Origin of the sequence: Novacetimonas hansenii (assembly GCF_014843995.1) — a bacterium.
In the GTDB taxonomy this organism is placed as follows: Bacteria; Pseudomonadota; Alphaproteobacteria; order Acetobacterales; family Acetobacteraceae; genus Novacetimonas; species Novacetimonas hansenii.
Genome location: NZ_CP062147.1, coordinates 1,619,249 through 1,641,490, shown reverse-complemented (window position 1 = coordinate 1,641,490; position 22,242 = coordinate 1,619,249). Strand labels below are relative to the sequence as shown.

Sequence of the window (22,242 nt, the reverse complement as noted above, 5' to 3'; positions counted from 1 at the left end):
CCGGCGCATGACAGGCCGCCACCGCGCCATATGAAGATAGAGGCGGCGCTACTGTCTGGCCTGCTTGCCATATTACGGCGCATGCGGCCGGAACAGGCATCCAACGTGGCGGGCCGGACCTGCCGCATGCTTGGCCCGTGGCTGCCGGTTTCAAAAGTGGCTGATGCCAACCTGCGCTATGTCATGCCACATCTGGGCCGTCGTTCACGGGCGCGAATCATCCGCGACATGTGGGAAAATATCGGCCGTAATGCCGGCGAACTTCCCCACATTGCACAGCTTCCACAAAATCCGGCATCCGGCCCCGGATGGGACGTTGTTGGCGCCGAACATCTGCGCGCACAGGCCGATACAGGCAAACCGGTCATGTTCGTATCGGGGCATATCGGCAACTGGGAAATGCTGCCTCCGGCTGTGGCACGCTATGGGCTGGTATTCTCTTCCTTCTACCGTGCGCCGAACAACCCCTATGTGGACCGGATGCTATGCGATCTGCGTAACGAGGCGATGGGACAGGCCGTACCCCTGTTTGCCAAGGGTGCGCGCGGCGCGCGACAGGCGCTGGCGCACCTGATCCGTGGTGGCCATCTGGGGATGCTGGTCGATCAGAAGATGAATGATGGAATCGAGGCCCGATTCTTTGGCAGGCCCGCAATGACCGCCAGCGCGATGGCGGCAATGGCGCTGCGACAGGAATGCCCGGTCATTGCGGGATATGTGGAACGACTAGGCCCAGCCCGCCTGCGCATTCATGTTTCCCCGCCACTGCCGCTGCCCGATACGGGCGATCGCAAGCAGGATCAGTTGCTACTGACGCAGCAGGTCAACGATTACATTGAACAAAAAATACGCCAACATCCGGGCAGCTGGTTATGGCTGCACCGCCGATGGAATAGGCAATTGAACAATTAATGGTCAATTAACGACTCTAAAGCGCAACAAAGCATTGCTTTTTTGTCACGCTTGGCAATTTCTGCCTCATTCTTCGGCTTCCTGCGACAGATTCAGTTTGGCAAGCACTCATGCAAGACTTACGGTCGAGACGTGCTGTTAACGCATAGGATATGTCAGAGGGCCGACATCATGAGCATGATGAATCATCAGTTTCCTGCCTCCAATGTTATTCCGCTTCGACAGGGGTTCCTGCCCCGCCATTACGAATATCTGATGCGTTGGCTGGAAGCGGGCACCTGCATGGGACTGTGTGATGTTGATGTCGCTTCGGCCGAAGATGGCGAAGGCATCGAGCATGTGCTTGTCTGGGTCCGTGAAAACGCTGACCCAGCCTACATGATCCAGCCCGAAGGCATGCGCTGGGTCCTGATCGACCAGTTGCGCGAACGCCGCCTGTCGTCCTATCGCAGCTTTGAAGCCGCTCTTTACGCCATCCGTCCCGTGCTGTCCTGTGGTGCGACCGCTGCGGCATGAGCGCCGCAGCCTGACAGGTCTGACGCCATAGGGCGGGGAAAGTTCCCGCCCGTGCTTTTTATGCTTAGTTCGTGCCGTTCTGCAGCCGTCCCGAAGGGGCCTGGACCATCTGGCTCCCTCCTTCGGGCAGTATCTGGAAAATTGCCAGATCACGGCGCGTCCGGCCATTGGCTGTAAAGCCAAAGACGCCATCCACCCCGGAAAACCCTTCATTACGGGTCAGTGCCGGTAGCGAATACCCATTCCGCGCGCCGCTGGCTGGTGGCACCTGATCCAGCGCCTTGACCAGGGCCGCCGCGTCATAGGACAGATCCGCCAGCGGGGTTGGCATATGGTGGTACTGCGCCATGAACAACTGCACGAAATGCTGTCTGCTTGCCGGGTCCGGCGCGGCGTACCAGGCATTATGCAACTGCGCCAGCTTGCCCGCGAACGCCCCCCACAGGCCCGGTCCCATGATCCGTATCTGGGATGGGGAAACCTGCGCCACCCGTAGCCCTTCGATCACATGGCCAAGTTGCAGCCCCGTATCCGCCAGCAGCAGCGCATCGAATGGCGGTGGCGGCAGGGGGGATGCGTCTGCCGGCTGTGATGTGGGCGCCGGTACGGGGTCTGCCGGTGTTGATTCAGGGTTGGCGGGATCGACACCGGCGGGTGGGGCCTCAACCGGGGCAGCCGCCGCCGCCTGTGTCGCCGCACTCGCGGCGCGACTGTCATAGGCAGAGAGTGTCTTTATCTGTGCGGTAATTTCAGCCGGTGTTGTCCCATGATACATGATCTGGGGCGATTGCAGGCCATGTTCGCTACAGCTTTGCAAAAGGGCATCGCCCATGGCGTGCCCCAGCGCCGTATTGGGCAGGAAGGCCGCGAAATGCTGCCGGTTTTCACGGATGGCGGCCCCGACCATACGACGGACCTGCTGTTCGGGGGCGATACCCAGTATCCAGACATCGGAACGTGCGACCGACACATCGGATGTAAAGGACAGCATGGGCAGCCCTGCCTGCGTCGTGACAGCCGCCGCCTGTGTTGCATCCCCTGCCGTCAACGGACCAAGAATGATCCCGTCGCCCGCCTGCACCGCAGCCTGTGCCGCAGCGGTGGCACCACCGGGGGCGGCCGTGTCGTGGATATCGAGTTTGGGGGCCGTTGGCGTATTCATGGCCATACGCGCGGCACTGAGCATTTCCTGCCCCAGCCGCGCATTATTACCCGTCAACGGCAGAAGCACGCCAACATTCCGCCCGGCATGAGGGGTCTTCGTCCCTTCCCCTCCACCGGCGCATGCCGCGAGCGTGGACATAACGACCCCGGCCAGCAATAAGGCCTTGCAAGGAAATCCCTGAGTGGCAGAAACAGTATCCTGTCCAAGCTTGCGGGTTACCAATGTCTGACGACTCATTTCTTTCGCCTTTGCAATCTCGATCCGCGACGATCCATAGCGGAGATGCGAAGCCACGTCATGCGGGGATGGAGGATATGCATGTCATATCGTCGCATGATGCAGGCATATTGACGCTGGTGGCAACGCCGATCGGTAATATGGGCGATATTTCCGCACGCGCCGTTCAATGCCTGAACGAAGCTGACCTGATCCTGTGCGAAGATACGCGCACCAGTGCGAAGCTTCTGCAGGCGCACGGCATCAAGACATGCACACGCCCCCTGCATGACCATAACGAGCAGGACCGCATCCCCGGCCTGCTGGAACAATTGCAGCAGGGGCGCAAGATCGCCGTTATTTCCGATGCCGGCACCCCCCTGATGTCGGACCCGGGATATCGTCTGGTGCGCGCCGTTATCGCAGGTGGCGGGCATGTCACAGCGGTGCCGGGGGCCAATGCCGCCGTCATGGCGCTGACCCTGTCGGGATTGCCACCCCATCCCTTCATGTTTTCCGGTTTTCTGCCACCACGCGATGCCGCACGCCGTGAAAACCTGTCGGTCCTGCGCGCGGCGGAACAGGCGGGACTTTCGGCAACACTGGTCTGGCACGAAGCACCGCATCGCCTGGCGGAAATGCTGGTATCGCTTGCAGCGGTATTTGGCCCGGATCGCCCGGCCGCCGTCGCACGCGAACTGACCAAAAGATTTGAGGAAGTCAGGCGTGGGCCGGTAGGCGAACTGGCACACTATTATCAGGACCATGCGGCCCGGGGGGAAATCACGGTTATCCTTGGGCCGCCACCGACGGATGATACGGGACCACAGGATCTGGACACCCATCTGCGCGAAGCCCTGAAATCGCTTTCGCTCAAGGATGCGGCGTCACTGGTGGCAGGCATCGTCAACCTGCCCCGACGCACCGTTTATGCCCGTGCGCTGGAACTGACACGCGACGCACAGTGACAGGGAAGCATGCATCCTGGGGGTATCTTTTTTCGAGATTGCGCCGCCCCCATGATGCTTTTGGGAAAAGACTTTTCCAAACTCTTTGTGTTTTCGAGGCGTGTGGAAATTATATTTCCCTATTTTTCGCCAATATCCGTGTTGAACAGGCGATCCGGCGGTTCCGCCCCCCCCACGGTGGCATGCAGCAGGTCCACCCGCGTGCTTTCCCCTTGCGCATCCTGAACGATCCATCCCCGCAGGCGCAGTCCCTTATCCTCTTGGAACAAGAGCGTCAGGCTGCCATCGCCGGGCGAATCAGCACGGACCAATGTAATCTCGATCTCCGGCCCCTCATGCATCAGGGCTGTCACCCGCACATCGCCTGACAGTTCAAGATGCGGACGCAGCAGGAGGCCGATCGGCGTCTTGTCCATTGGCATCGTCGTGGTCTGACCCAGTTCGCTGTCGTTAAAGACAACCTGATCATGGTTGGCAACCAGCAGAAGCGGGCTGGGTGGATCGTACTGGAAACGCATGCGACGATTCCTGCGGTCCAGCCACGCAGTGCCGGTGGACTGCTTTCCATCCGATGCTACCTGATGAAACTGCGCAGTCAGCAGCGTGATGGTGTTAAGGTGTTCCTCGATTCGATTGATGAGGGCATGGTCCTGGTCCGAGGCGCCTACGACCATCTGCGCCTGTGCCGATGCTGGCTGGGCATAGGCCCCAAGCCCAAGCACCAAGGGCATCACCAGCATGAACGGGCGCATGCAGCGCAGGCGCAACAGAGAAGAACGGTCACGATGTTTCATCGGGCAATGATCCAACCAGAAAAAGCGCATGCACGTGCCTGCCCGATCACTTCGTCAAGATCAAGGCAAAGAGAGTATTTGAAAACAGATCATTGATAAAAAAGAAAAGTTTTTGGGTACCGCCTTTTTGAAAAAAAGCGGCGTCTTCTGAAGCTTTTGAAAAAATCTTCACCAAAAACCTTCATAATTTCAGCATGTTATCGATCCAGACTTTTCAAACAGTCTCAAAACGGCAGGCCCGACCGGATCAGCCCGTACTGCCAATCAGAACACCTGCGGCAAATACCAGCGCCCCACCAATGACAATCTGTACGATTGCCGATCCAAACGGCGTGTCCTGATACCGCCAGCGTATCCATGAAATGACGAACAGTTCGACCACCACCACAGCGATGGCAGCCATCAGGGCCGTAGTGAAATTATCGATCAGGAACGGCAGCGTATGCCCGATTCCTCCCGCCGTTGTCATCAGCCCGCAGATCAACCCGCGCAAAAGCGGCGCACCACGGCCGGACAGCTTGCCATCATCGGACAATGCCTCTGCAAAGCCCATGGAAATCCCTGCCCCGACAGAGGCAGCCATTCCCACCAGAAACGCATTCCACGGCAGGTGCGTCGCAAACGCGGCCGCAAAAACCGGCGCAAGCGTGGAGACGGAGCCATCCATCAACCCTACAAGACCGGGCTGTATGATCTGCAGGACAAAGCGGCGGCGGGCGTCCTCGTCCTCGTCCTCGCGCTTGGAAGCAGGAAGGCGATCGAGTTCGATGGCGCCTGCCGCCTGTTCATGCCGGTCTTCGGCCAGGGCCAGATCCCCCAGCAGCTTGCGCGTTGCGATATCCGTCGTGCGTGTCGCCGCCTGACGATAAAACCGCGCCGCATCAAGTTCCATCTGGCGGGCATGGCGACGCACCGCATCAATCCCCTGCCCCTGGATCTGCCATGCAGGCTTACGGATCAGGAAACCTGCGATATCCTGCCGCCGGATCAAGGGAATATGCTGACCGAAGCGGCTGGCATACAGGTCGATCAGGTCACGGCGGTGCTGATCCTCCTCTGTCGCCATGTCAGTGAAAATTTTCGAGGTGTCGGGAAATTTCTCCCGCATGGCATAGGCAAAATCAGAATAGATGCGGCCATCCTCTTCCTCGTTTGAAATGGCAAGGGCAAGGATTTCCTGATCCGTCAATGTCGAGAACTTTCGCATGCGTTACTGTATGCAGCAAAGTAGCCATCATGCTCAAGCCATTTCATAAACGAAAATAATTCTTATTATACAATAACGATTGAATGCAGTTCTTGATAATAAAAGTCACTATTAATGAACCCAACCTGAAATCGCGCCAGAGTTCCAGAAATCAATTCCAATATATGGATTTTCTTCAACCCAGACACAGGACAGGTTCGTTTCATTGCATCTTCATGCGTCACCGGACACGATAACGGGCGTAACGGTCCACGCAACACAATCCGTTGAACGTTCACACACCGTATGGCGCGTTCTTCTGTCCCGCACGCTTCATATTTCGGATATGACCTCATCGAAAATCGTGGATATGATCTAACCAATGTACATTATTCATCTGATCCATCAGTAAGACACAGCACTTCAAACGAATTTTTGATGATTATTTTAGAAATTTACAACAAAAAATATAACACATTAAAATATATAGAAATTTTTCACCACTTCACACCATCCGCACTTACTGTGCTCACCACATAACCAAAAGCTATTTACCACGCTTAATTTCGAAATAGACGTTTTTCTTTATCAGGACGCACATTTCAGTTCGGAATCGTAACATAGGGATATGCTCACGATCGTATTCAGGAGTGGCAGGACAATGACGATAAGAAAGCGCTTAAAAATCCATTTATTGCCCTTTACAGTCATATCCTCTGGGGCAGTGATCTTTTTCATGGAACAGGGTCATGCGGCATCGCCACCACCTGTTACGCCAGATACAGGCAGAAGACAGCCTATCTCTGCTCAAACACCCCCTGCTTCCGCCAAGGGTTCACACTTACAGAAGAAGGAAAAGATCCCTTCAAACAGCGAAGTTATCATGGTGACGGGAACCCATATTGCCAATTCACGCATCAAGTCACCAACACCCATCAGTTCCCTGAGCCAGAGCGAAATCCAGAACCAGGCCCCCAGCAACAACCTTGCTGATCTCGTCAACCAAATGCCGCAATTTGCCGGCAGCACGACACCACAGAATTCAAGACTGTCGCTGAGTAGCGGACTTGCCGGGATCAATGCCCTGAATCTGCGAAATCTTGGGGCGGAACGCTCGCTCGTGCTGCTTGATGGGCGACGTATAACGCCTTCAGCCATTACGGGCATTGTCGATATCAACACGATCCCCCAGCAATTGGTAAAACGTGTTGATGTCGTGACGGGTGGCGCATCCGCACAATATGGTTCGGACGCAGTTGCAGGCGTTACCAATTTTGTACTCGACAAGACCTATACAGGGCTGAAAATTGACGGGGATTCCGGCATTTCAGACTATGGTGACGGCATAAACTACCATACTGCGGTGACGGGCGGATTTGGTTTTGCACATGGCAAGGGCCATGTCCTGCTGAGCGGTGATTACGCCCATCAGGACGGCATCTACAGCGTTGACCGCCCCTGGAATTTTAATGGTCAGCGCATTATTGCGAACCCGGAATATGCAAGCGGTAATGGGCAACCGTATTATATCAGGGTTGGCAATGCAGGCACGAACTATGCCCTTCCGGGCGGGATCATCAATTCTTCGACCGGTGGCGTGACGAATTCGCTCCGTGGCATCTATTTCGGTCAGGGCGGCAGCGTAAACCACTATAATTACGGTTCTCTTTCGACCTCAAGCGTTACGGTCGGAGGCGATCATGCACTTGCCAATGATGGCAAGGACATTGGCCTCGAACCGATGAGCGATCGAAAGAATATTTATGGACGTCTGAGTTATGACGTCGCGCCCTGGATGACGCTGTATGGTGAAGGTTCATACAACCAGAGCGAATATATCTATAACGCCGGGCCACAATATCTGAGCGCCATCAAGCTAAGTGGATCCAATCCGTATCTTGTTGATGCGCTGGGATCATCTGCATTGCAAAATGTTTCGTCCGTAACGTTGGGGACAACGGCACTCGACCTGCCATATCGCCGTACTGACAACCGGCGATCGGTACAGCGCTACACATTTGGTGGCGAAGGTAATTTTACGCTGTTTGGCAAACCTGCATCGTGGAATGCCTATGCCCAATATGGGATCATGCATTTAAAGGAACAGATTTACAACGTCATGAATACGGCAAAAATTGCGAATGCAACCAATGCCGTGCGCTCGTCAACAGGGCAGATTGTCTGTGCCTCGTCGCTGACTGATCCATCGAACGGATGTTCGCCCATCGACTGGTTGGGCACCGGCGTCATATCGACTGCGGCAAAGGATTATGTTCTGGGCAACCCATGGCGTGAGGAAAGATTTCAGGAAATCGTATCCGGCGTAAACCTGTCGATGATTCCGTTTGCGACCTGGGCTGGTGACGCCAATATCGCCGTTGGCGGAGAGTATCGTGATGAACGTGCGTCCGGATACGTTCCAACCCAGTATCAATCCGGCTGGTCCGTAGGTAATTTTCTGCCGACATTTGGTCATTATGATGTCAAGGAAGCCTATGTCGAAGGTGCAGTGCCCCTTGCAAAGGGCCTGTCGGTCAATGCCGCCGTGCGCGCAACCGATTATTCGACATCGGGTTATGTCACGACATGGAAAATTGGCGGCACCTGGCAACCAATCCAGGATATCCTGTTCCGCGCAACGGAATCACATGATATTCGTGCGCCAAATATTGATGAATTGTATAACGCCGGAACATCCCAGACAACATCCGTTCTGAATCCGGTGACCGGTGCAACAGAAACCGTACTGTCAAGAACAACAGGAAACACGAAATTAAAGCCTGAAAAGGCAAATACAACAACAATCGGGGCCGTGATTACACCACGTTATACGCCGGGACTTTCCATTTCTGTTGACTGGTTTCATACCAAGATCAAGGATGCGATCGAGCAGTTCTATCCGCAGACCATTATTGACGAATGCTATTCAGGCTATACCCAGTTCTGCGCTACGATCAGACCGGACCCGACCGGAACACGCGACCTTCTCATGTCTGCGTCACCCTTCAACTTTGCAAAACTTGAAACCAGCGGAATTGATATTGATGCCTCCTACCGGTTTCCTTTGCGCCGTATCCTGAAGAATGCAAACGGGTATTTCGTCATTCATGGGCAGGCCACCAACTATCTGAAATATGTCTCTGCCTCCGGGCTGGGTTATGCTGTCGATACGTCGGGGGACATTTCATCTGGGCCACCACGGTGGATCTATCGCTTTTCAGCATCCTATACTACATCACGCTACAGCATTACCGCAGTCGCGCATGGTATCAGTTCAGGACATTACTCCAACAGCTATGTGACATGCACGACATCCTGCGGCGCATATAATGCCGATTATCCGTCTATCAACAACAATCATGTCGCTGGTCTTTTTTACTTTGATCTCAATGGCACATACACACTTCCAGTCCAGAACTCAGCAAAGGTACAATTGTTCCTTAACGTCACAAACCTGGCGAATTCCCATCCACTTCTAGTTCCAGAAAGCGGACTTGCGGCGGATACCACCTACAGCAACCTTCTGGGCCGTACATATCGTGGAGGAGTCAGGATGGAATTCTGAAATTTACCTTATATTCCTGCCAACAAAATATTTCACATAAGCCAGGACCGTCTTCTGATATGGGCGGCGTGAAGAATACCCTTCATTTCATTATGATCCCATTCCAGTATTTTTATATATGTGCTCGAATGGGCAACCTGACAATGCGCCATATTTCCTATAATTCTTTGTCACATGCGTATATTTTTTAAAACTATGCCATCAAGATACGCTGGATACTCATGCCATATGACAATATCAGGATATATGGTGAAATCTGTACAAGCTGTTTTGTGCTGACAGTTACCAAACAGAGAAAAATATACCCTCTAATATCCTGCAAGAAATAGAATCATACCAGAAGCTTTCTTTCCCTTCCTGCTCGCAAGCAAGATATTTATGGTGGTTATCCCTACCCTGCGCGCGCCTGCTGATGCCACCATATCAGAACGCACCATTTCATCGAAATTTTCTTGAAGACTATTTAGAAACAGGCCGTTGATAAAAAAAGAAAAGTTCTTTGGGCACTTATTTTTTCAAAAAGGCAGTGCATTTCGAAGATTTTTGGAAAAATCTTCACCAAAAACTTTTATAATTTCAGGATGTTACCGCGTGCGAACTTTCAAACAGTCTCTTATAAAATCATACGGTATTCAAAAACATCTCTGCATAAGACAACAGACAGACCATGCGCAGCCACAGGCCATCTTGACGCACATCCCATGAAAAAAGCGCCTGTTTTATTAACAGGCGCTTTTTCAATAACGGATGGGATCATTGACTGGCGATGATCCCACCTGAAACAGTTCAGATCGCCGCTTCGTCAAAAATACGGGTTACATCCCCACTCCAGCGACCATGATAGGCCTGCAACCATGCTTCAGCCTGTGTCGGGCCGCCTGAAGTAATTTCATGCAAGGGGTCGAGGTAATGCGCCTCATCACGTCCGGTGGCATCCTTTTGCGCCCTGGCATGCAGGCCATCCGTAGCGATATCGACCATACGCTTTGCCAGATCACGCACACTTCCGCCCGCCCATGGCGCGTGCAGACCCAGACGCGGCACCTCGGCGCGCAGGGTGACATAACTCTCCCACGGCTGTTCATGCACAAGGGCATCAGCCGCCGCCAGCGCGGCGTCATCATACAGCAGACCAACCCACAATGCCGACTGCGCCAGCATCATTTCGGGCGACCCGGCATCCGCACCGCGCATTTCAAGAAACTGCTTCAGCCGGACATCAGTAAAGGCGGTGGTCATGTGATCTTCGAAATCACCCATGGTCGGGGTCAGGCCCTCCAGCCCCTTTTGGGCTTCACCCTTCATCCATGCGCGGAAGGACCGGCCCGCCACATCATGAATCCTGCCATCACGCATGATGAAATACATCGGCACATCCAGCAGCCATTCGACATATGCCTCGAACCCGAAATGAGGGGCAAAGAATTCGACGGGCATTCCCGAACGCCGGTTATCCGTGTCGGTCCAGACATGGGCACGGTTCGACAGAAGGCCATTGGGGTGGCCCTCGTAAAATGGTGAATTCGCAAAAAGTGCTGTCGCCACTGGCTGCAACGCAAGGGAGACACGCAGCTTGCGTGCCATATCCTGTTCGGATGCGAAATCAAGATTGACCTGCACCGTGCAGGTCCTCAGCATCATGTCCAGCCCCAGCGTGCCGACCTTTGGCATGTAGTCACGCATAATGGCATAGCGGCTCTTGGGCATGGTGGGCATGTCCCCGCGCCGGGCGAAGGGATGAAACCCCAGCGGCGCAAACCCAATGCCAAGCCGGTCACAGATGGGATGCAGGCTGTTGAAATGCCCGTCCATCTCCGTCCGGGTTTCATGCAGCGTCGCCAGCGGCTTACCCGACAGTTCGAACTGTCCCGCAGGCTCAAGGGAGATTGAGGCCCCCTTGTGCGCCTCAGCCCCCTTCAGGCCGATCAGCGCCCCTTTGTCGCGGATATCGTGCCACGCCCTGCCTTCGCCCTGTTGCAGGGCCGACAGGACGGCATGGATGCCATCGGGCTCATATGGTGGTGGCAGCCATGGGCTGCGCCCCGCTGGCGTGGCCTGGGGGCGGATGAAACCGAATTTTTCATGTTCCGTGCCGATCCGCCACGCATCTTGTGGTTTTGACCCCTGCGCCAGCAGGCTGGCCAGTTGGGTAACCGATTCGATCGGAGTTATATCTTGATCGCCAGGATTGGACATGACGTGGCGGGAATCCTCGTTACAGAAAGAATGCAAAACCATTGTGGACCGGATTTGGTCCCTATGCCAGAGAACGGTCGGACCTCTCCCTATCCGGCCATTCCCATACGGATACCAGCCCCCATCAGGGCCAGCCCCGCCGCCGCCGCTGTATCGGCCCGCAGGACAAGCGGCCCCAGCGACAACAGACGCGTTGCGGGCCGCCCACGCAGGAAGTCCTGTTCACGCGGCGAAAAACCGCCTTCTGGACCAATCAGCAGGGCATCGCCGGGACACGCACGGGGAACTTCGCTTTCCTGCGCCGTGGGGTCCAGACGTTCCAGTGCGACAAACAGTTGCATATCAGTGGGGGCATGCGCAATCGCCTCCATCATCGGCCGGATCGGGGCGATGGCGGGAACATCAAGGCGTTCGCACTGCTCGCTGGCTTCGCGCGCAATAGCAGACAGGCGCCCCTCGTTCAGGCGATGGGTATTCGTGCGTTCCGTAATGACCGGATAAAAGCATTCCACACCCAGTTCCGTTCCCATACGGATGATCATTTCGGTCGCATCGCGTTTCAACGGCGCGAACATGATCCCAGGCCCCTGCGTCACCCTTGGCGGGCGGTCCATATGCACCAGGCGGATTTCCCCACGATCACGGCGCAGCACCTCTATGGTCGCGGACCATTCACCATCGCGGGCATTGAACACAACCACGCGCCCGCCCGCGGACAGGCGCAGCACATTACCCAGGTAATGCGCCCGGTCCGGTTCCAACCGGATCACCGCATCAGGGCACATGGGTGGAAATGCCTGTGGGTCCATGAACAGGCGGGGGCTGTCCCTCATGATGTTTCCTTTGGTCTATGGCGCATCTGTGGCCCGTTTCGGGGCCGCCATCATATCGGCCATCGTATCAGCTATCGTCTCGGCCCGGACTTGACCACGCACGATCATCCGGCCCATCTGTGTCCGCATTAGCAGCCAGGTCGCCCGGCGTCATCGTCATGTCGGGCCTTATCGCCGGGAGAATACATGCAGTGACCCAGCCTGCGTCGCATACCGACATCCGTACTGACGGCTGGATCGGCCGCCTTCCGGCCCCACTGCGTCCTTATGCCCTGCTGGCGCGGCTTGACCGTCCCATCGGGACATGGCTGCTGTTCCTGCCGGGGGTGTGGGGCATCCTGCTGCCCGCTGATGTGGCCCCGCGCGAACGTCTTCGCCTGATCGTGCTTTTTGGCATCGGCAGCATCGTCATGCGTGCAGCCGGGTGCGTGGTCAATGACATGTGGGATCGTGATATCGACCGCATGGTTGCACGTACCGCCGGACGGCCACTGGCCAGCGGTGCGCTGCGCATGCGCGAAGCCGGGCTGTTCCTGCTCGCACTGCTGCTGATCGGGTTTAACATCCTGATGTGCCTCAATCCCCTGTCGCGGGCACTGGGTGCATCATCGCTGCTGTTGGTGGCGCTTTACCCGCTGGCCAAGCGGGTGACATGGTGGCCGCAACTGGTGATGGGATTTACATTCGGGTTTGGCGCGCCACTGGGATACGCGGCGGCAGCGGACCGGATCGACCTTGCGCAAGGCGCACTCTATGCCGCGACCATCGTGTGGCAACTGGGGTTCGATACGATCTATGGCTTTCAGGATATGGAAGACGACGCCCGCATTGGCGTCAAATCCACGTCGCGCCTGATGGCACGCAGGGCACGTGGGTTTGTCGGGACGTGTTACGCCCTCGCACTGGCGGGGATTGCGGCGGCGGCTGTCCTGTCACACCAGGGATGGGGATTCTGGGCCGGCCTGCCGGTGCCCGCCGCGCTGCTGACCTGGCAGGTCATGCGTCTTGATGAACACGATGCACCGCAATGCCTACGCCTGTTCCGTTTTAACCGCGAAACCGGCCTCGCCGTGGCGCTGGTGTTGCTCGCAGGGTTGCTGACGCGCGGCATGTCCTGACGCAGGTACGCAGCCCTTGATGCACATGGGGGCGTACTGCCCCCGCACTTATGTCAGGTTACGGTGGAACAAGGCCCCGGCCATATCCATACATTGTAAAAAGAGCGCCGCGTCGTAACGTGGCCCTTCGTCACGCAGGAAGGCATGCTGCGCATTGAATTCATGCCATTCATAACGCGTGCCCGCCTGTTCCATCCGTTCGCGGATCAACTGCCGTCCCGCGAATGGCACATGCGGGTCCTGACGTCCCCACACCATCATCACCTCACCGCGGAGCTCAGGCAGGCGCGCCAACGTATCATCATGCTTTCCCTCCCCAAGGGAAGCACTATGGATATCGGTGGCATAAAAACATGCCGCCGCGCGCACGCGCGGATCGAACGCCGCCCGGAATGCAAGATGCCCGCCAAGACATACGCCAAGTGTGCCCACACGCCCTGAACAGGCCGCGCATTCTTCCATCAGCCATGAGACCGCCGCGCATGCATCATCGTCATATGCCGCAAGGGGCTTGGCATATTTCAGGGTATTGCCCCGATCCGTGCCGACCTTGTCATAGGCTAGGACCGTGCCCGCGGGTTCGTACTCGTGATATACCTCGGGCACAGCGACGACATATCCCTGTCCCGCCACCATGGCCGCCAGCCTGCGTATGGGGGCTGTGACCTGATAAATCTCGGAAAACAGCACGATGCCCGGAAAACGCCCTTCCGCCATGGGGCGGAAGACATGCAGGCGCATCCGGCCAGAGGGCGTGTCGATATCGAATGTTTCGTCAGTCCGGATAATCATGTTTCTTCCATCAAAGGTGCACAACGCCCCGATCATGCCATATCAGCGGCCAAGGTCACGCAGCCTGCGTCCCTGCATCAGGTGATCTTCGATCGCTTCGAGGGAGACGCCCTTGGTTTCTGGCACGAAGCCCAGGGTAATGACGATGAATATCGCGTTCATCAGCGCAAAAAGCCAGAAGGTCCGTGCCTCTCCCAATCCTTCGAGCACCGAAAGGAACGTATTGCTGATCAGCCAGTTGGCGGCCCAGTTCGTAAATGTCGAACATGCAATCCCGAAATCACGTCCCCGCAATGGCTGTATTTCAGAACACAGCGTCCATACCAACGGCCCCGCCCCCATGGCGAACCCCGCGACAAACAGCAACAATGCCGCCACCATTCCGATTTCCTGCGGCAGGGTCGAGGCCCCCATCGCGACCAGCCCCCCCGCGACCGCCATGCTCAGCGTCATGACAACGCAACTCAGCAACAGCAGAGGCCGCCGCCCCCAACGGTCAATGAACATGATCGCAAGCCCCGTGGCCGCCATGTTGACCAGCCCGATGATCGCCGTGGACCAGGTGGAGGCGGCAACCCCGAAATGCGCGGCCTGAAACACCTTGGGCGCATAATACATCAGCACATTGATGCCTGTCAGTTGCTGCATCACCTGCAACAGCATGCCCAGCCCGACGGAGCGGCGGAAATTTGGGTTGGTGCGAAAAAAGGTCCACACGTTTGTGTGTTCTTTCTTCAGCTCGCTGGCGATATCGTCAATTTCACGATCCGCCTCCTGCGGGCTGGAGCGGAGATAGCGCATGACAAGCCGTGCATGGCGCGTATCCCCACGCATCATCAGCCAGCGCGGACTGTCGGGCAGGAACAGGCATCCGATGCAAAACACCACCGCCGGCAACGTCATCAGCCCCAGCATCCATCGCCAGTGCCCGCCATAGGACAGGAAACTGTCCACCACATAGGCAAGGAAAATACCCAGTGTCATCATAAGCTGGTAGCATGAGATCAGCGACCCGCGCGCTGATTCCATCGCCACCTCGGAAATATAGAGCGGTGCGGTGAAAGCCGCGATCCCGACCGCAAGGCCGAGGAAGATGCGACCGATGACAAGCACCACGACAGACGGCGCAAGCGCACAGGTGATCGACCCGAGCAGGAACAGGATCGCCGCCCCCATCAGCGCCTTGCGCCGGCCGAAACGGAACGACAGGTTCCCCGCGATGATCGATCCCACGGCTGCGGCAGCCATCATGGAGGAGACGATCCATTCCTGCATCTGTGCGGAGGCATGGAATTCATCGCCAATAAATGTCAGCGCCCCGGCGATCACCCCGGTATCAAGGCCGAACATCAACCCGGCAAGGGCCGCCAGCAGACTGACCCCCACGGAACGGGCCAGGAATTCCGATGATCCTGCCCCATCGTCGCGTGTTGCTGGTGCCGGGGGCTGAAGTGACGACATGACAGTTTCCTTATCCGGTTTTTATGCTGAAAGCGCCGGTGGCTTTCATTCTGTCTTGTTATTTGCAACTGTTGTCGTTGCTCGAATAATGCCGCGACGCGGGTATCCCCTGGCGGGCATGTCCCGACAGCTTATGGCAAAGGATTAATTTTTCCAGTCACCATCCCGACACGGATGCACACGAACACGCATCCCCCCGGACATTCCCCACGTTATGCCTGCACCACGCATGCAATCCCGCACACCCTGCCATATTGTGATACAAACCGCGTCAAGCCACTCACGATAATAATAATTTTCAGATGTGATGATGTCTCCTTTTCTTGCCGTTACCATTGCCGTCATGGCCATACTCGCCGTGATCGTGCTGATCGGGCGTTGCCGGATCAACCCGTTCATCGTGCTGTTCAGCGTATCGGTGCTGTTGGCGCTGTGCGCGGGCATGCCGCCGCAAAAGGCCATTTCCTCGTTCGAAGAAGGCGCGGGCAAGGTCCTGGGCCATGTCGCCACCGTCATCGCGCTGGGTACGATGCTGGGCAAGATGCTGGCGGAATCAGGCGGTGCGGATCAGATCGCGCTGACCATCACCCGCATTGCAGGCGAACGCCGCGTCAGTTGGGCCATGATGGTCATTGGCCTTCTGGTTGGACTGCCGGTCTTTTTCGAAGTCGGGTTCGTCCTGCTTATCCCGCTGGCCTTCACACTTGCGCGGCGAACACGCACGCCGCTGCTGATGGTGGCGCTGCCGATGGGGGCGGCACTTTCGGTCACGCATGCAATGGTACCGCCCCATCCGGCAACCCTGCTGGCACTGGCGGCCTATCATGCCGATACGGGCCGCACGATCCTGTGGGGTGCCGTGATTGGCACGCCCATCGCGGCACTTGCCGGGCCTGTCTATGCCCGGTTCATCACCCCCCGAATCGGCACAACGAACGAGGCCGCGCTTGCCAGCCAGTTCGTCAATAATGAAGCACCCGCCAACCTGCCGCCCTTCATGACCACGGTCTTTTCGATTCTGTGCCCGGTTATACTGATGCTGGCGGGATCCGTGGCGGATCTCGTATCGCGGCCGGGTGGCGGCACCAATACGTTCCTGCATTTCATCGGCAATACCGATATCGCGCTGTTGATCGCGACGCTGCTGTCATTTTACGTACTGGGGGTGGCGCGCGGGTTTTCACGTGCGACGATCCTGAAATTCACCAATGACTGCCTTGCCCCCACCGCCCTGATCATGCTGCTGGTCGGTGCAGGGGGCGGTTTCGGCCGTGAACTGGTCGATAGCGGGATTTCATCGGCCATCACCACACTGGCACTTGGCGCGCATGTGCCGTTGCTGGTGCTGGCATGGCTGTTGGCGGTCGTGGTGCGCGTGGCCACAGGGTCCGCCACCGTGGCCATGAGTACGGCCTCGGGAATCGTGGGGCCAATCCTGTTGCATTCCCATGGCGTGTCACCTGAACTGATGGTGATTGTCACGGGGGCTGGCTCGGTGGCGCTTGGTCCGCTCAACGATGCTGGTTTCTGGCAGATCAAGGAATATCTGGGTCTTACAGTGGGACAGACCATCCGAACATGGTCGGTCGTGGAAACCCTGATCGCTGTACTGGGCCTGCTTTTCACGCTGCTGGCATCGCTGTTCATCTGAAGGGCGCCAACATATCAAATATAAATAATTTTTCAGGCCTGTCGGGAATTATCGTGCATTGGGGGCTGCGCATGATCTGCCCCCCATTCCACCACATTGCGGTGTTCCTGGACGCCGAACCATGCACAAGAGATCCCGATACGCTGTGGCCTGCCCCCAACAGACAGGCCATTGCCGGGGGAAGTTCCCGCGATGGGGCATGACCAGACAGGCCCGGACCAAGAGAGTGTTTGAAAACAAATCATTGATAAAAAACAGGAAATTTTTTTTGGGTACCGCCTTTTGAGCGAAAAAGGCGGCGTCTTCTGAAGCTTTTTAGAAAAAGCTTCACCAAAAAATTTTGTAATTTCAGTATGTTATTGAGACTGACTTTTCAAACAGTCTCTCAAGACTTTCCCCTTCCTGCCGGTTGGCAGCATGACCGTCTCAATGGATCATAAGGAGTATATGATGCGTCAGGAACTGCATACCCTGCATGCCACGACGCGGGGCAAGGGACTGGTGCCCATTACACGCCCGGTGCTCGACTGGGTTGGGGCCACGGGGATCAGGAGCGGCCTGCTGACATTATGGTGTCGGCATACCTCGGCAAGCCTGACAGTGCAGGAAAATGCCGACCCCACGGTGTGCGAGGATATCGCGCGATATTTCGAGGCACTGGTGCCCGAGGATCCCTCGCGTTACATCCATGATGACGAAGGGCCGGACGACATGCCCGCCCACCTGCGCACCATGCTGACCAATACCCAGCTTTCGGTACCGGTGGCGGACGGGCGGCCCGTACTGGGCACATGGCAGGGCCTGTATCTGTTTGAACACAGGCGCATGGCCCATCGGCGTGAAATCGTGCTGCATCTTATCGGCACCTGACACCCCGACGGGCCATCCCTGCTGGCTGCGTTACGTCAGGTCATGTGCACGGGCCGCCCAGGATGGCGGCATGATGGCTGACATGCTCCTCGATAAAGGACTGAATGAACCAGTAGGAATGGTCATACCCCTTGTGCAGCCGCAGCCTTAGCGCCTGACCTGCCATTGCTGCGGCATCGCGCAGCAGTTCGGGGCGCAGCTGCCCGTGCAGGAACTGGTCTGCTTCCCCCTGGTCGATCAGGATGGTTGTGGGGTGTGTATGCCCTGCCTCCAGCAGCAATGTCGCATCATGGGCCGCCCATGTAGTACGATCGGAACCAAGATAGGTCGAAAACGCCTTTTCCCCCCATGGCACGATGGCTGGATGGACAATCGGGGCAAAGGCAGAGACGGATTTCCACCGCTGCGGCGCGCGCAGGGCATGGACCAACGCGCCATGGCCGCCCATCGAATGCCCCATGATCCCGCGCCGTGCCCCATCCAGCGCGAACAGACGCTCGGTCAGGTGTGGCAGTTCCTCGCCCACATAGGTACCCATGCGATAATGCGCGTTCCATGGCGGACACGTCGCATCAAGGTAGAATCCTGCACCGCTACCAAGGTCATAGGCATCATCTTCCCCCGCGACCCCTGCCCCGCGGGGGGAGGTATCGCTTGCCACAAGGGCGATGCCATACCGCGCCGCGAAACGGATGATGTTGGACTTGATAAGGAACGTCTCCTCGGTGCAGGTCAGGCCCGCCAGCAGATGAATGACGGGCACACGCCGTGCCATGCTGGCCCCATCGGGCATGAACACGGTGAAACGCGCCTCAAGCCCCAGGGCGTGGGATGCATGGCTGTAGAATCCCACCCGGCCACCACAACACGCATGTTCTGCACGGATCGTCAGTTCATTGCCGGGATCGGACAGGGTCGTGGCATCCATGGTCAGAATTCGACCACGGTGCGGATGCTTTCGCCGCGCGCCATCATGTCAAACCCCTCGTTAATCCGTTCGAGCGGCAGGCGATGGGTGATGAGATCATCAATGTCGATGCGGTTTTCCATGTACCAATCCACGATCTTTGGCACATCAGTGCGTCCGCGCGCCCCACCAAAGGCCGAACCGATCCAGCGCCGCCCGGTCACAAGCTGGAACGGACGCGTGCTGATTTCCTGCCCCGCACCCGCGACGCCGATAATGGTGGACACCCCCCATCCCCGGTGCGCGCATTCCAGCGCCTGACGCATCAGGGTGGGATTGCCGATACATTCGAACGAATAATCCGCGCCCCCCCCGGTCAGTTCGACCAGATGCCCGACAAGATCCCCATTGGGGCCAAGGTCGTTGGGGTTGACGAAGTCGGTCATGCCGAATTTGCGGGCGATGGCTTCACGCGCGGGGTTGATATCCACGCCAATGATCCGGTCGGCCCCAACCATCTTCGCACCCTGAATGACATTCAGACCGATACCGCCAAGCCCGAACACCACGACCGACGCCCCGGCCTCCACCTTGGCGGTGAACAGGACCGCGCCGATACCGGTCGTCACACCGCAACCGATATAGAACACCTTGTCGAATGGGGCGTCAGGACGGATCTTCGCCAGCGCGATTTCAGGCAGCACCGTATAGTTCGCAAATGTCGAACACCCCATATAATGATGGATCGGCTGTCCCTTGAATGAAAAGCGCGATGTCCCGTCGGGCATCAGGCCCTTGCCCTGTGTCGTACGGATGGCAGTACACAGGTTGGTTTTGCGCGACAGGCACGATTTACATTCCCGGCATTCAGGGGTGTAGAGCGGAATGACATGGTCGCCCGGCTTCAGGTGGCGCACACCTGGCCCGACCTCAACCACGACGCCTGCGCCCTCATGGCCAAGGATCGCGGGGAACAATCCTTCGGGATCGGCACCGGACAGGGTGTATTTGTCGGTATGGCACAGGCCGGTTGCCTTGATTTCCACCAAGACCTCACCTTCGCGCGGGCCTTCGAGTTGTACGGTCTCGATTTCCAGAGGTTTTCCGGCTTCGAACGCAACGGCTGCCCTGACATCCATGATCTGTAAACCCTTTTACGGTATGATAAAATGACGCGTGACAGAGACGCATAAGGAATGTCCGCCCCCCTCTGCGTCAATGTCGATGGGACAGTGTTACCGTGTGTGGCGGGTATTACAAATTATGCAATCGTGAGGTCAGGGCATTCCCCCCTCTGCCGATATGGTATGTGCAGTAATGCAGTACGGACCTTACGGACCGGACCTTTTTTCATCGACCCCATCATTTTCAGGACATTATCCAGATGATCGTGAACCGCAGGATCGGATTATGGATACTCATGCGCGAAAGCCTGCTGTCCCTCGTGCTGCTTGGTGCGTGGGACGTGGTGGTCGTGGTCATGTTCCAGATCTATCATCAGGACTGGATGGAACAGCCGACTCTGCCGATCTCGCTGATCGGTTCCGCGCTGGTCCTGTTCATGAGCTTTCGCAACAATACCGCCTATAACCGCTGGTGGGAGGCACGCACCCTGTGGGGGGCCGTAACCAACAACAGCCGCTCCTTCGCACGGCAGGTCGGGACGATCCTGCAGGGCAGCCCTGATCTTGCGCGCGCGATGGCGGCCTATCCGCATGCACTGCGCGGCGCGCTGGGGCGCACCGACACGATGGAGGATATCAGGCGCCTCCTGCCCGCCGGGATGCAGGACGGAATCGCCGGCCATGCCAACATCCCGGCGGCGATCCTGTTCCAGATCGGGCTGGGTGTTGACGCGCGCGCGCGGGCATTGGGCATTGATGGCGCCCTGCATGGGCAGATCGACCGGATTCTGTCGGACATGAGCAATGCGCAGGGCGGGCTGGAGCGTATTCGCAACACGCCCCTGGCGATCCAGTTTTCCGTGCTGCCCAAACTGGTGGCGACGGTGTTCTGCATCATCCTGCCGCTATCGATGGTGCAGACACTGGGCTGGATCACGCCGCTGGGGTCCTCGCTGGTGGGGCTGCTGTTCGTGGCGCTGGACAAGATTGGCAGCGACCTGCAGGAACCATTTGCCTCCACCCCGCACGGCATGCCGATGCGCACGATGGCGCGCACCATCGAAATCGACCTGCTGCAATCATGTGGACAGACCGCCCCCCCCGCCCTGGTCCCGGTGCGGGGCGTGCAGAACTGAAACATTCGGCGGCGTTACCATGGCTTTCGATCAGGTCAAGACATATGGGGAAATTTATGTTATATGACATGTCATGAGCATGTTCAGAACGACCCCGAAGGGCAGTGTGACCGATGCGATGGCGCGGACCGCCGCAGCAGTGACCGCCGCCGAAGCCAAGAGCAGCAAGCCGGAAAAGGACGAAGACCCGTTCCGCGAAGGTGACGCCATCGTCTATGCGGCGCATGGCGTGGGGCGGGTTGACCGGATCGGCATTGACGAAATCGCGGGCACAAAACTGGAAATGATCCAGATTTCGTTCCCCGGCAACCAGATGACGTTGCGCATCCCCCTGTCCAAGGCCCGCAAGTCCGGCCTGCGCAAGATCGTCTCGCGCGAGATCGTGGACAAGGCCATGGCCATCATCAAGGGCAAGCCCCATGTCAGCCGTGGCATGTGGGCACGTCGTGCCGTTGCGTATCAGGAAAAGATCAATTCGGGCGACCTGGTCCAGATCGCAGAGGTCCTGCGTGACCTGCGTCGCAATGTCGACAGCCTCGACGGCAGCTTCAGCGAGCGCAAGCTGTTCGAAGCCGCGCAGGAACGTTTCGTGGCAGAGGTCGCGGTGCTGGAAGGCAAGGAACCCGCCATTGTGCTGGAAACGCTGACCGCTGTCATGAAGGCCGCCTGACCCTCTTCCCTCCCCATCCCTGACACGTCTTCCCCGCCTGCCAGACCCCACGTCTGGCAGGCTTTTTCATACCCTGCGAAGCATAAGCGAGCCTGTTTCAAACAGATGCACCGTGCGCCAATCCTGGGGAAAGGGCATGGGGATGATCGTCGCCCTATCGCC

The 22,242-nt window shown here is 57.4% G+C and carries 18 protein-coding genes; 9 read left to right on the top strand and 9 right to left on the bottom strand.

Annotation, left to right across the window (positions count from 1 at the left end; genetic code table 11):
- Positions 1-30 precede the first annotated feature (30 nt).
- Both IFJ82_RS07225 and IFJ82_RS07220 read left to right on the top strand, forming a co-directional pair.
- The gene (locus tag IFJ82_RS07225) at positions 31-912 is read left to right on the top strand and encodes an LpxL/LpxP family acyltransferase (protein ID WP_003620297.1); all 882 of its coding nucleotides are present in this window, start codon (positions 31-33) and stop codon (positions 910-912) included.
- Between the two features lie 177 nt (positions 913-1,089).
- Positions 1,090-1,428 (top strand): hypothetical protein, encoded by a 339-nt coding sequence (locus IFJ82_RS07220; RefSeq protein ID WP_003620298.1) that lies wholly within the window; start codon positions 1,090-1,092, stop codon positions 1,426-1,428.
- A 64-nt stretch (positions 1,429-1,492) separates the two neighbouring features.
- Here the strand turns inward: IFJ82_RS07220 and IFJ82_RS07215 are convergent, their stop codons facing one another.
- Entirely contained in the window at positions 1,493-2,731 is a 1,239-nt protein-coding gene (locus IFJ82_RS07215) for a penicillin-binding protein activator (RefSeq protein ID WP_338042251.1), read from the bottom strand.
- 167 nt (positions 2,732-2,898) lie between these two features.
- On the opposite strand from IFJ82_RS07215, the gene rsmI reads away from it, so the two are divergent.
- Positions 2,899-3,777, top strand: a complete 879-nt coding sequence (gene rsmI / locus IFJ82_RS07210) for a 16S rRNA (cytidine(1402)-2'-O)-methyltransferase (RefSeq protein WP_192266383.1) — start codon at positions 2,899-2,901, stop codon at positions 3,775-3,777.
- Positions 3,778-3,896: 119 nt separating this feature from the next.
- Here rsmI and IFJ82_RS07205 read toward each other — a convergent pair whose 3' ends face one another.
- A complete protein-coding gene (locus tag IFJ82_RS07205; protein ID WP_408891875.1) occupies positions 3,897-4,517 on the bottom strand; it encodes a LolA family protein in 621 nt (206 codons plus the stop codon).
- Between the two features lie 301 nt (positions 4,518-4,818).
- Positions 4,819-5,778 (bottom strand): iron exporter MbfA, encoded by a 960-nt coding sequence (mbfA, locus tag IFJ82_RS07200; protein WP_003620304.1) that lies wholly within the window; start codon positions 5,776-5,778, stop codon positions 4,819-4,821.
- Positions 5,779-6,418: 640 nt separating this feature from the next.
- Here mbfA and IFJ82_RS07195 point away from each other — a divergent pair.
- Positions 6,419-9,322, top strand: coding sequence for a TonB-dependent receptor domain-containing protein (locus IFJ82_RS07195; RefSeq protein ID WP_225578807.1), 2,904 nt, complete (start codon positions 6,419-6,421; stop codon positions 9,320-9,322).
- 786 nt (positions 9,323-10,108) lie between these two features.
- Here the strand turns inward: IFJ82_RS07195 and IFJ82_RS07190 are convergent.
- Both IFJ82_RS07190 and IFJ82_RS07185 read right to left on the bottom strand, forming a co-directional pair.
- On the bottom strand, positions 10,109-11,518 hold the full coding sequence (locus IFJ82_RS07190; protein WP_192266121.1) for a glutamate--cysteine ligase: 1,410 nt from the start codon (positions 11,516-11,518) through the stop codon (positions 10,109-10,111).
- Positions 11,519-11,607: 89 nt separating this feature from the next.
- Positions 11,608-12,351: an RsmE family RNA methyltransferase gene (locus tag IFJ82_RS07185; RefSeq protein WP_003620317.1), complete on the bottom strand. Its 744-nt coding sequence runs from the start codon at positions 12,349-12,351 to the stop codon at positions 11,608-11,610.
- Positions 12,352-12,542: 191 nt separating this feature from the next.
- Between IFJ82_RS07185 and ubiA the strand changes: the two genes are divergently transcribed.
- Complete coding sequence (ubiA, locus tag IFJ82_RS07180; protein ID WP_040510839.1) at positions 12,543-13,469, top strand: 4-hydroxybenzoate octaprenyltransferase; 927 nt, start codon at positions 12,543-12,545, stop codon at positions 13,467-13,469.
- A gap of 48 nt (positions 13,470-13,517) precedes the next feature.
- Here the strand turns inward: ubiA and IFJ82_RS07175 are convergent, their stop codons facing one another.
- Positions 13,518-14,261 carry a dienelactone hydrolase family protein gene (locus IFJ82_RS07175; protein ID WP_040510841.1) on the bottom strand — a complete coding sequence of 248 codons (744 nt, stop codon included), beginning with the start codon at positions 14,259-14,261 and terminating at the stop codon, positions 13,518-13,520.
- A gap of 42 nt (positions 14,262-14,303) precedes the next feature.
- Complete coding sequence (locus IFJ82_RS07170) at positions 14,304-15,722, bottom strand: sugar porter family MFS transporter (RefSeq protein ID WP_003620324.1); 1,419 nt, start codon at positions 15,720-15,722, stop codon at positions 14,304-14,306.
- A 310-nt stretch (positions 15,723-16,032) separates the two neighbouring features.
- On the opposite strand from IFJ82_RS07170, the gene IFJ82_RS07165 reads away from it, so the two are divergent.
- Positions 16,033-17,373, top strand: a complete 1,341-nt coding sequence (locus IFJ82_RS07165; RefSeq protein ID WP_003620326.1) for a GntT/GntP/DsdX family permease — start codon at positions 16,033-16,035, stop codon at positions 17,371-17,373.
- Between the two features lie 450 nt (positions 17,374-17,823).
- Entirely contained in the window at positions 17,824-18,243 is a 420-nt protein-coding gene (locus IFJ82_RS07160; protein WP_075595317.1) for a secondary thiamine-phosphate synthase enzyme YjbQ, read from the top strand.
- A 40-nt stretch (positions 18,244-18,283) separates the two neighbouring features.
- Here the strand turns inward: IFJ82_RS07160 and fghA are convergent, their stop codons facing one another.
- Positions 18,284-19,171: an S-formylglutathione hydrolase gene (gene fghA / locus IFJ82_RS07155; protein WP_192266119.1), complete on the bottom strand. Its 888-nt coding sequence runs from the start codon at positions 19,169-19,171 to the stop codon at positions 18,284-18,286.
- A gap of 2 nt (positions 19,172-19,173) precedes the next feature.
- Positions 19,174-20,289 carry an S-(hydroxymethyl)glutathione dehydrogenase/class III alcohol dehydrogenase gene (locus tag IFJ82_RS07150; RefSeq protein ID WP_003620331.1) on the bottom strand — a complete coding sequence of 372 codons (1,116 nt, stop codon included), beginning with the start codon at positions 20,287-20,289 and terminating at the stop codon, positions 19,174-19,176.
- A 245-nt stretch (positions 20,290-20,534) separates the two neighbouring features.
- Here IFJ82_RS07150 and IFJ82_RS07145 point away from each other — a divergent pair, with 245 nt between their 5' ends.
- Together IFJ82_RS07145 and IFJ82_RS07140 are read left to right on the top strand one after the other, a co-directional pair.
- A complete protein-coding gene (locus IFJ82_RS07145; protein ID WP_062808985.1) occupies positions 20,535-21,410 on the top strand; it encodes a bestrophin family protein in 876 nt (291 codons plus the stop codon).
- Positions 21,411-21,483: 73 nt separating this feature from the next.
- A complete protein-coding gene (locus IFJ82_RS07140) occupies positions 21,484-22,080 on the top strand; it encodes a CarD family transcriptional regulator (protein WP_040510844.1) in 597 nt (198 codons plus the stop codon).
- The last annotated feature ends 162 nt before the right edge of the window (positions 22,081-22,242 follow it).

Coding starts and splice junctions, on each gene's coding strand:
- IFJ82_RS07225 (WP_003620297.1), top strand. CDS start 31: ATGAAGATAGAGGCGGCGCTACTGTCTGGCCTGCTTGCCATATTACGG.
- IFJ82_RS07220 (WP_003620298.1), top strand. CDS start 1,090: ATGATGAATCATCAGTTTCCTGCCTCCAATGTTATTCCGCTTCGACAG.
- IFJ82_RS07215 (WP_338042251.1), bottom strand. CDS start 2,731: ATGTCCACGCTCGCGGCATGCGCCGGTGGAGGGGAAGGGACGAAGACC.
- rsmI (WP_192266383.1), top strand. CDS start 2,899: ATGGAGGATATGCATGTCATATCGTCGCATGATGCAGGCATATTGACG.
- IFJ82_RS07205 (WP_408891875.1), bottom strand. CDS start 4,517: ATGCTGGTGATGCCCTTGGTGCTTGGGCTTGGGGCCTATGCCCAGCCA.
- mbfA (WP_003620304.1), bottom strand. CDS start 5,778: ATGCGAAAGTTCTCGACATTGACGGATCAGGAAATCCTTGCCCTTGCC.
- IFJ82_RS07195 (WP_225578807.1), top strand. CDS start 6,419: ATGACGATAAGAAAGCGCTTAAAAATCCATTTATTGCCCTTTACAGTC.
- IFJ82_RS07190 (WP_192266121.1), bottom strand. CDS start 11,518: ATGTCCAATCCTGGCGATCAAGATATAACTCCGATCGAATCGGTTACC.
- IFJ82_RS07185 (WP_003620317.1), bottom strand. CDS start 12,351: ATGAGGGACAGCCCCCGCCTGTTCATGGACCCACAGGCATTTCCACCC.
- IFJ82_RS07175 (WP_040510841.1), bottom strand. CDS start 14,261: ATGATTATCCGGACTGACGAAACATTCGATATCGACACGCCCTCTGGC.
- IFJ82_RS07170 (WP_003620324.1), bottom strand. CDS start 15,722: ATGTCGTCACTTCAGCCCCCGGCACCAGCAACACGCGACGATGGGGCA.
- IFJ82_RS07165 (WP_003620326.1), top strand. CDS start 16,033: ATGTCTCCTTTTCTTGCCGTTACCATTGCCGTCATGGCCATACTCGCC.
- IFJ82_RS07160 (WP_075595317.1), top strand. CDS start 17,824: ATGCGTCAGGAACTGCATACCCTGCATGCCACGACGCGGGGCAAGGGA.
- fghA (WP_192266119.1), bottom strand. CDS start 19,171: ATGGATGCCACGACCCTGTCCGATCCCGGCAATGAACTGACGATCCGT.
- IFJ82_RS07150 (WP_003620331.1), bottom strand. CDS start 20,289: ATGGATGTCAGGGCAGCCGTTGCGTTCGAAGCCGGAAAACCTCTGGAA.
- IFJ82_RS07145 (WP_062808985.1), top strand. CDS start 20,535: ATGATCGTGAACCGCAGGATCGGATTATGGATACTCATGCGCGAAAGC.
- IFJ82_RS07140 (WP_040510844.1), top strand. CDS start 21,484: ATGAGCATGTTCAGAACGACCCCGAAGGGCAGTGTGACCGATGCGATG.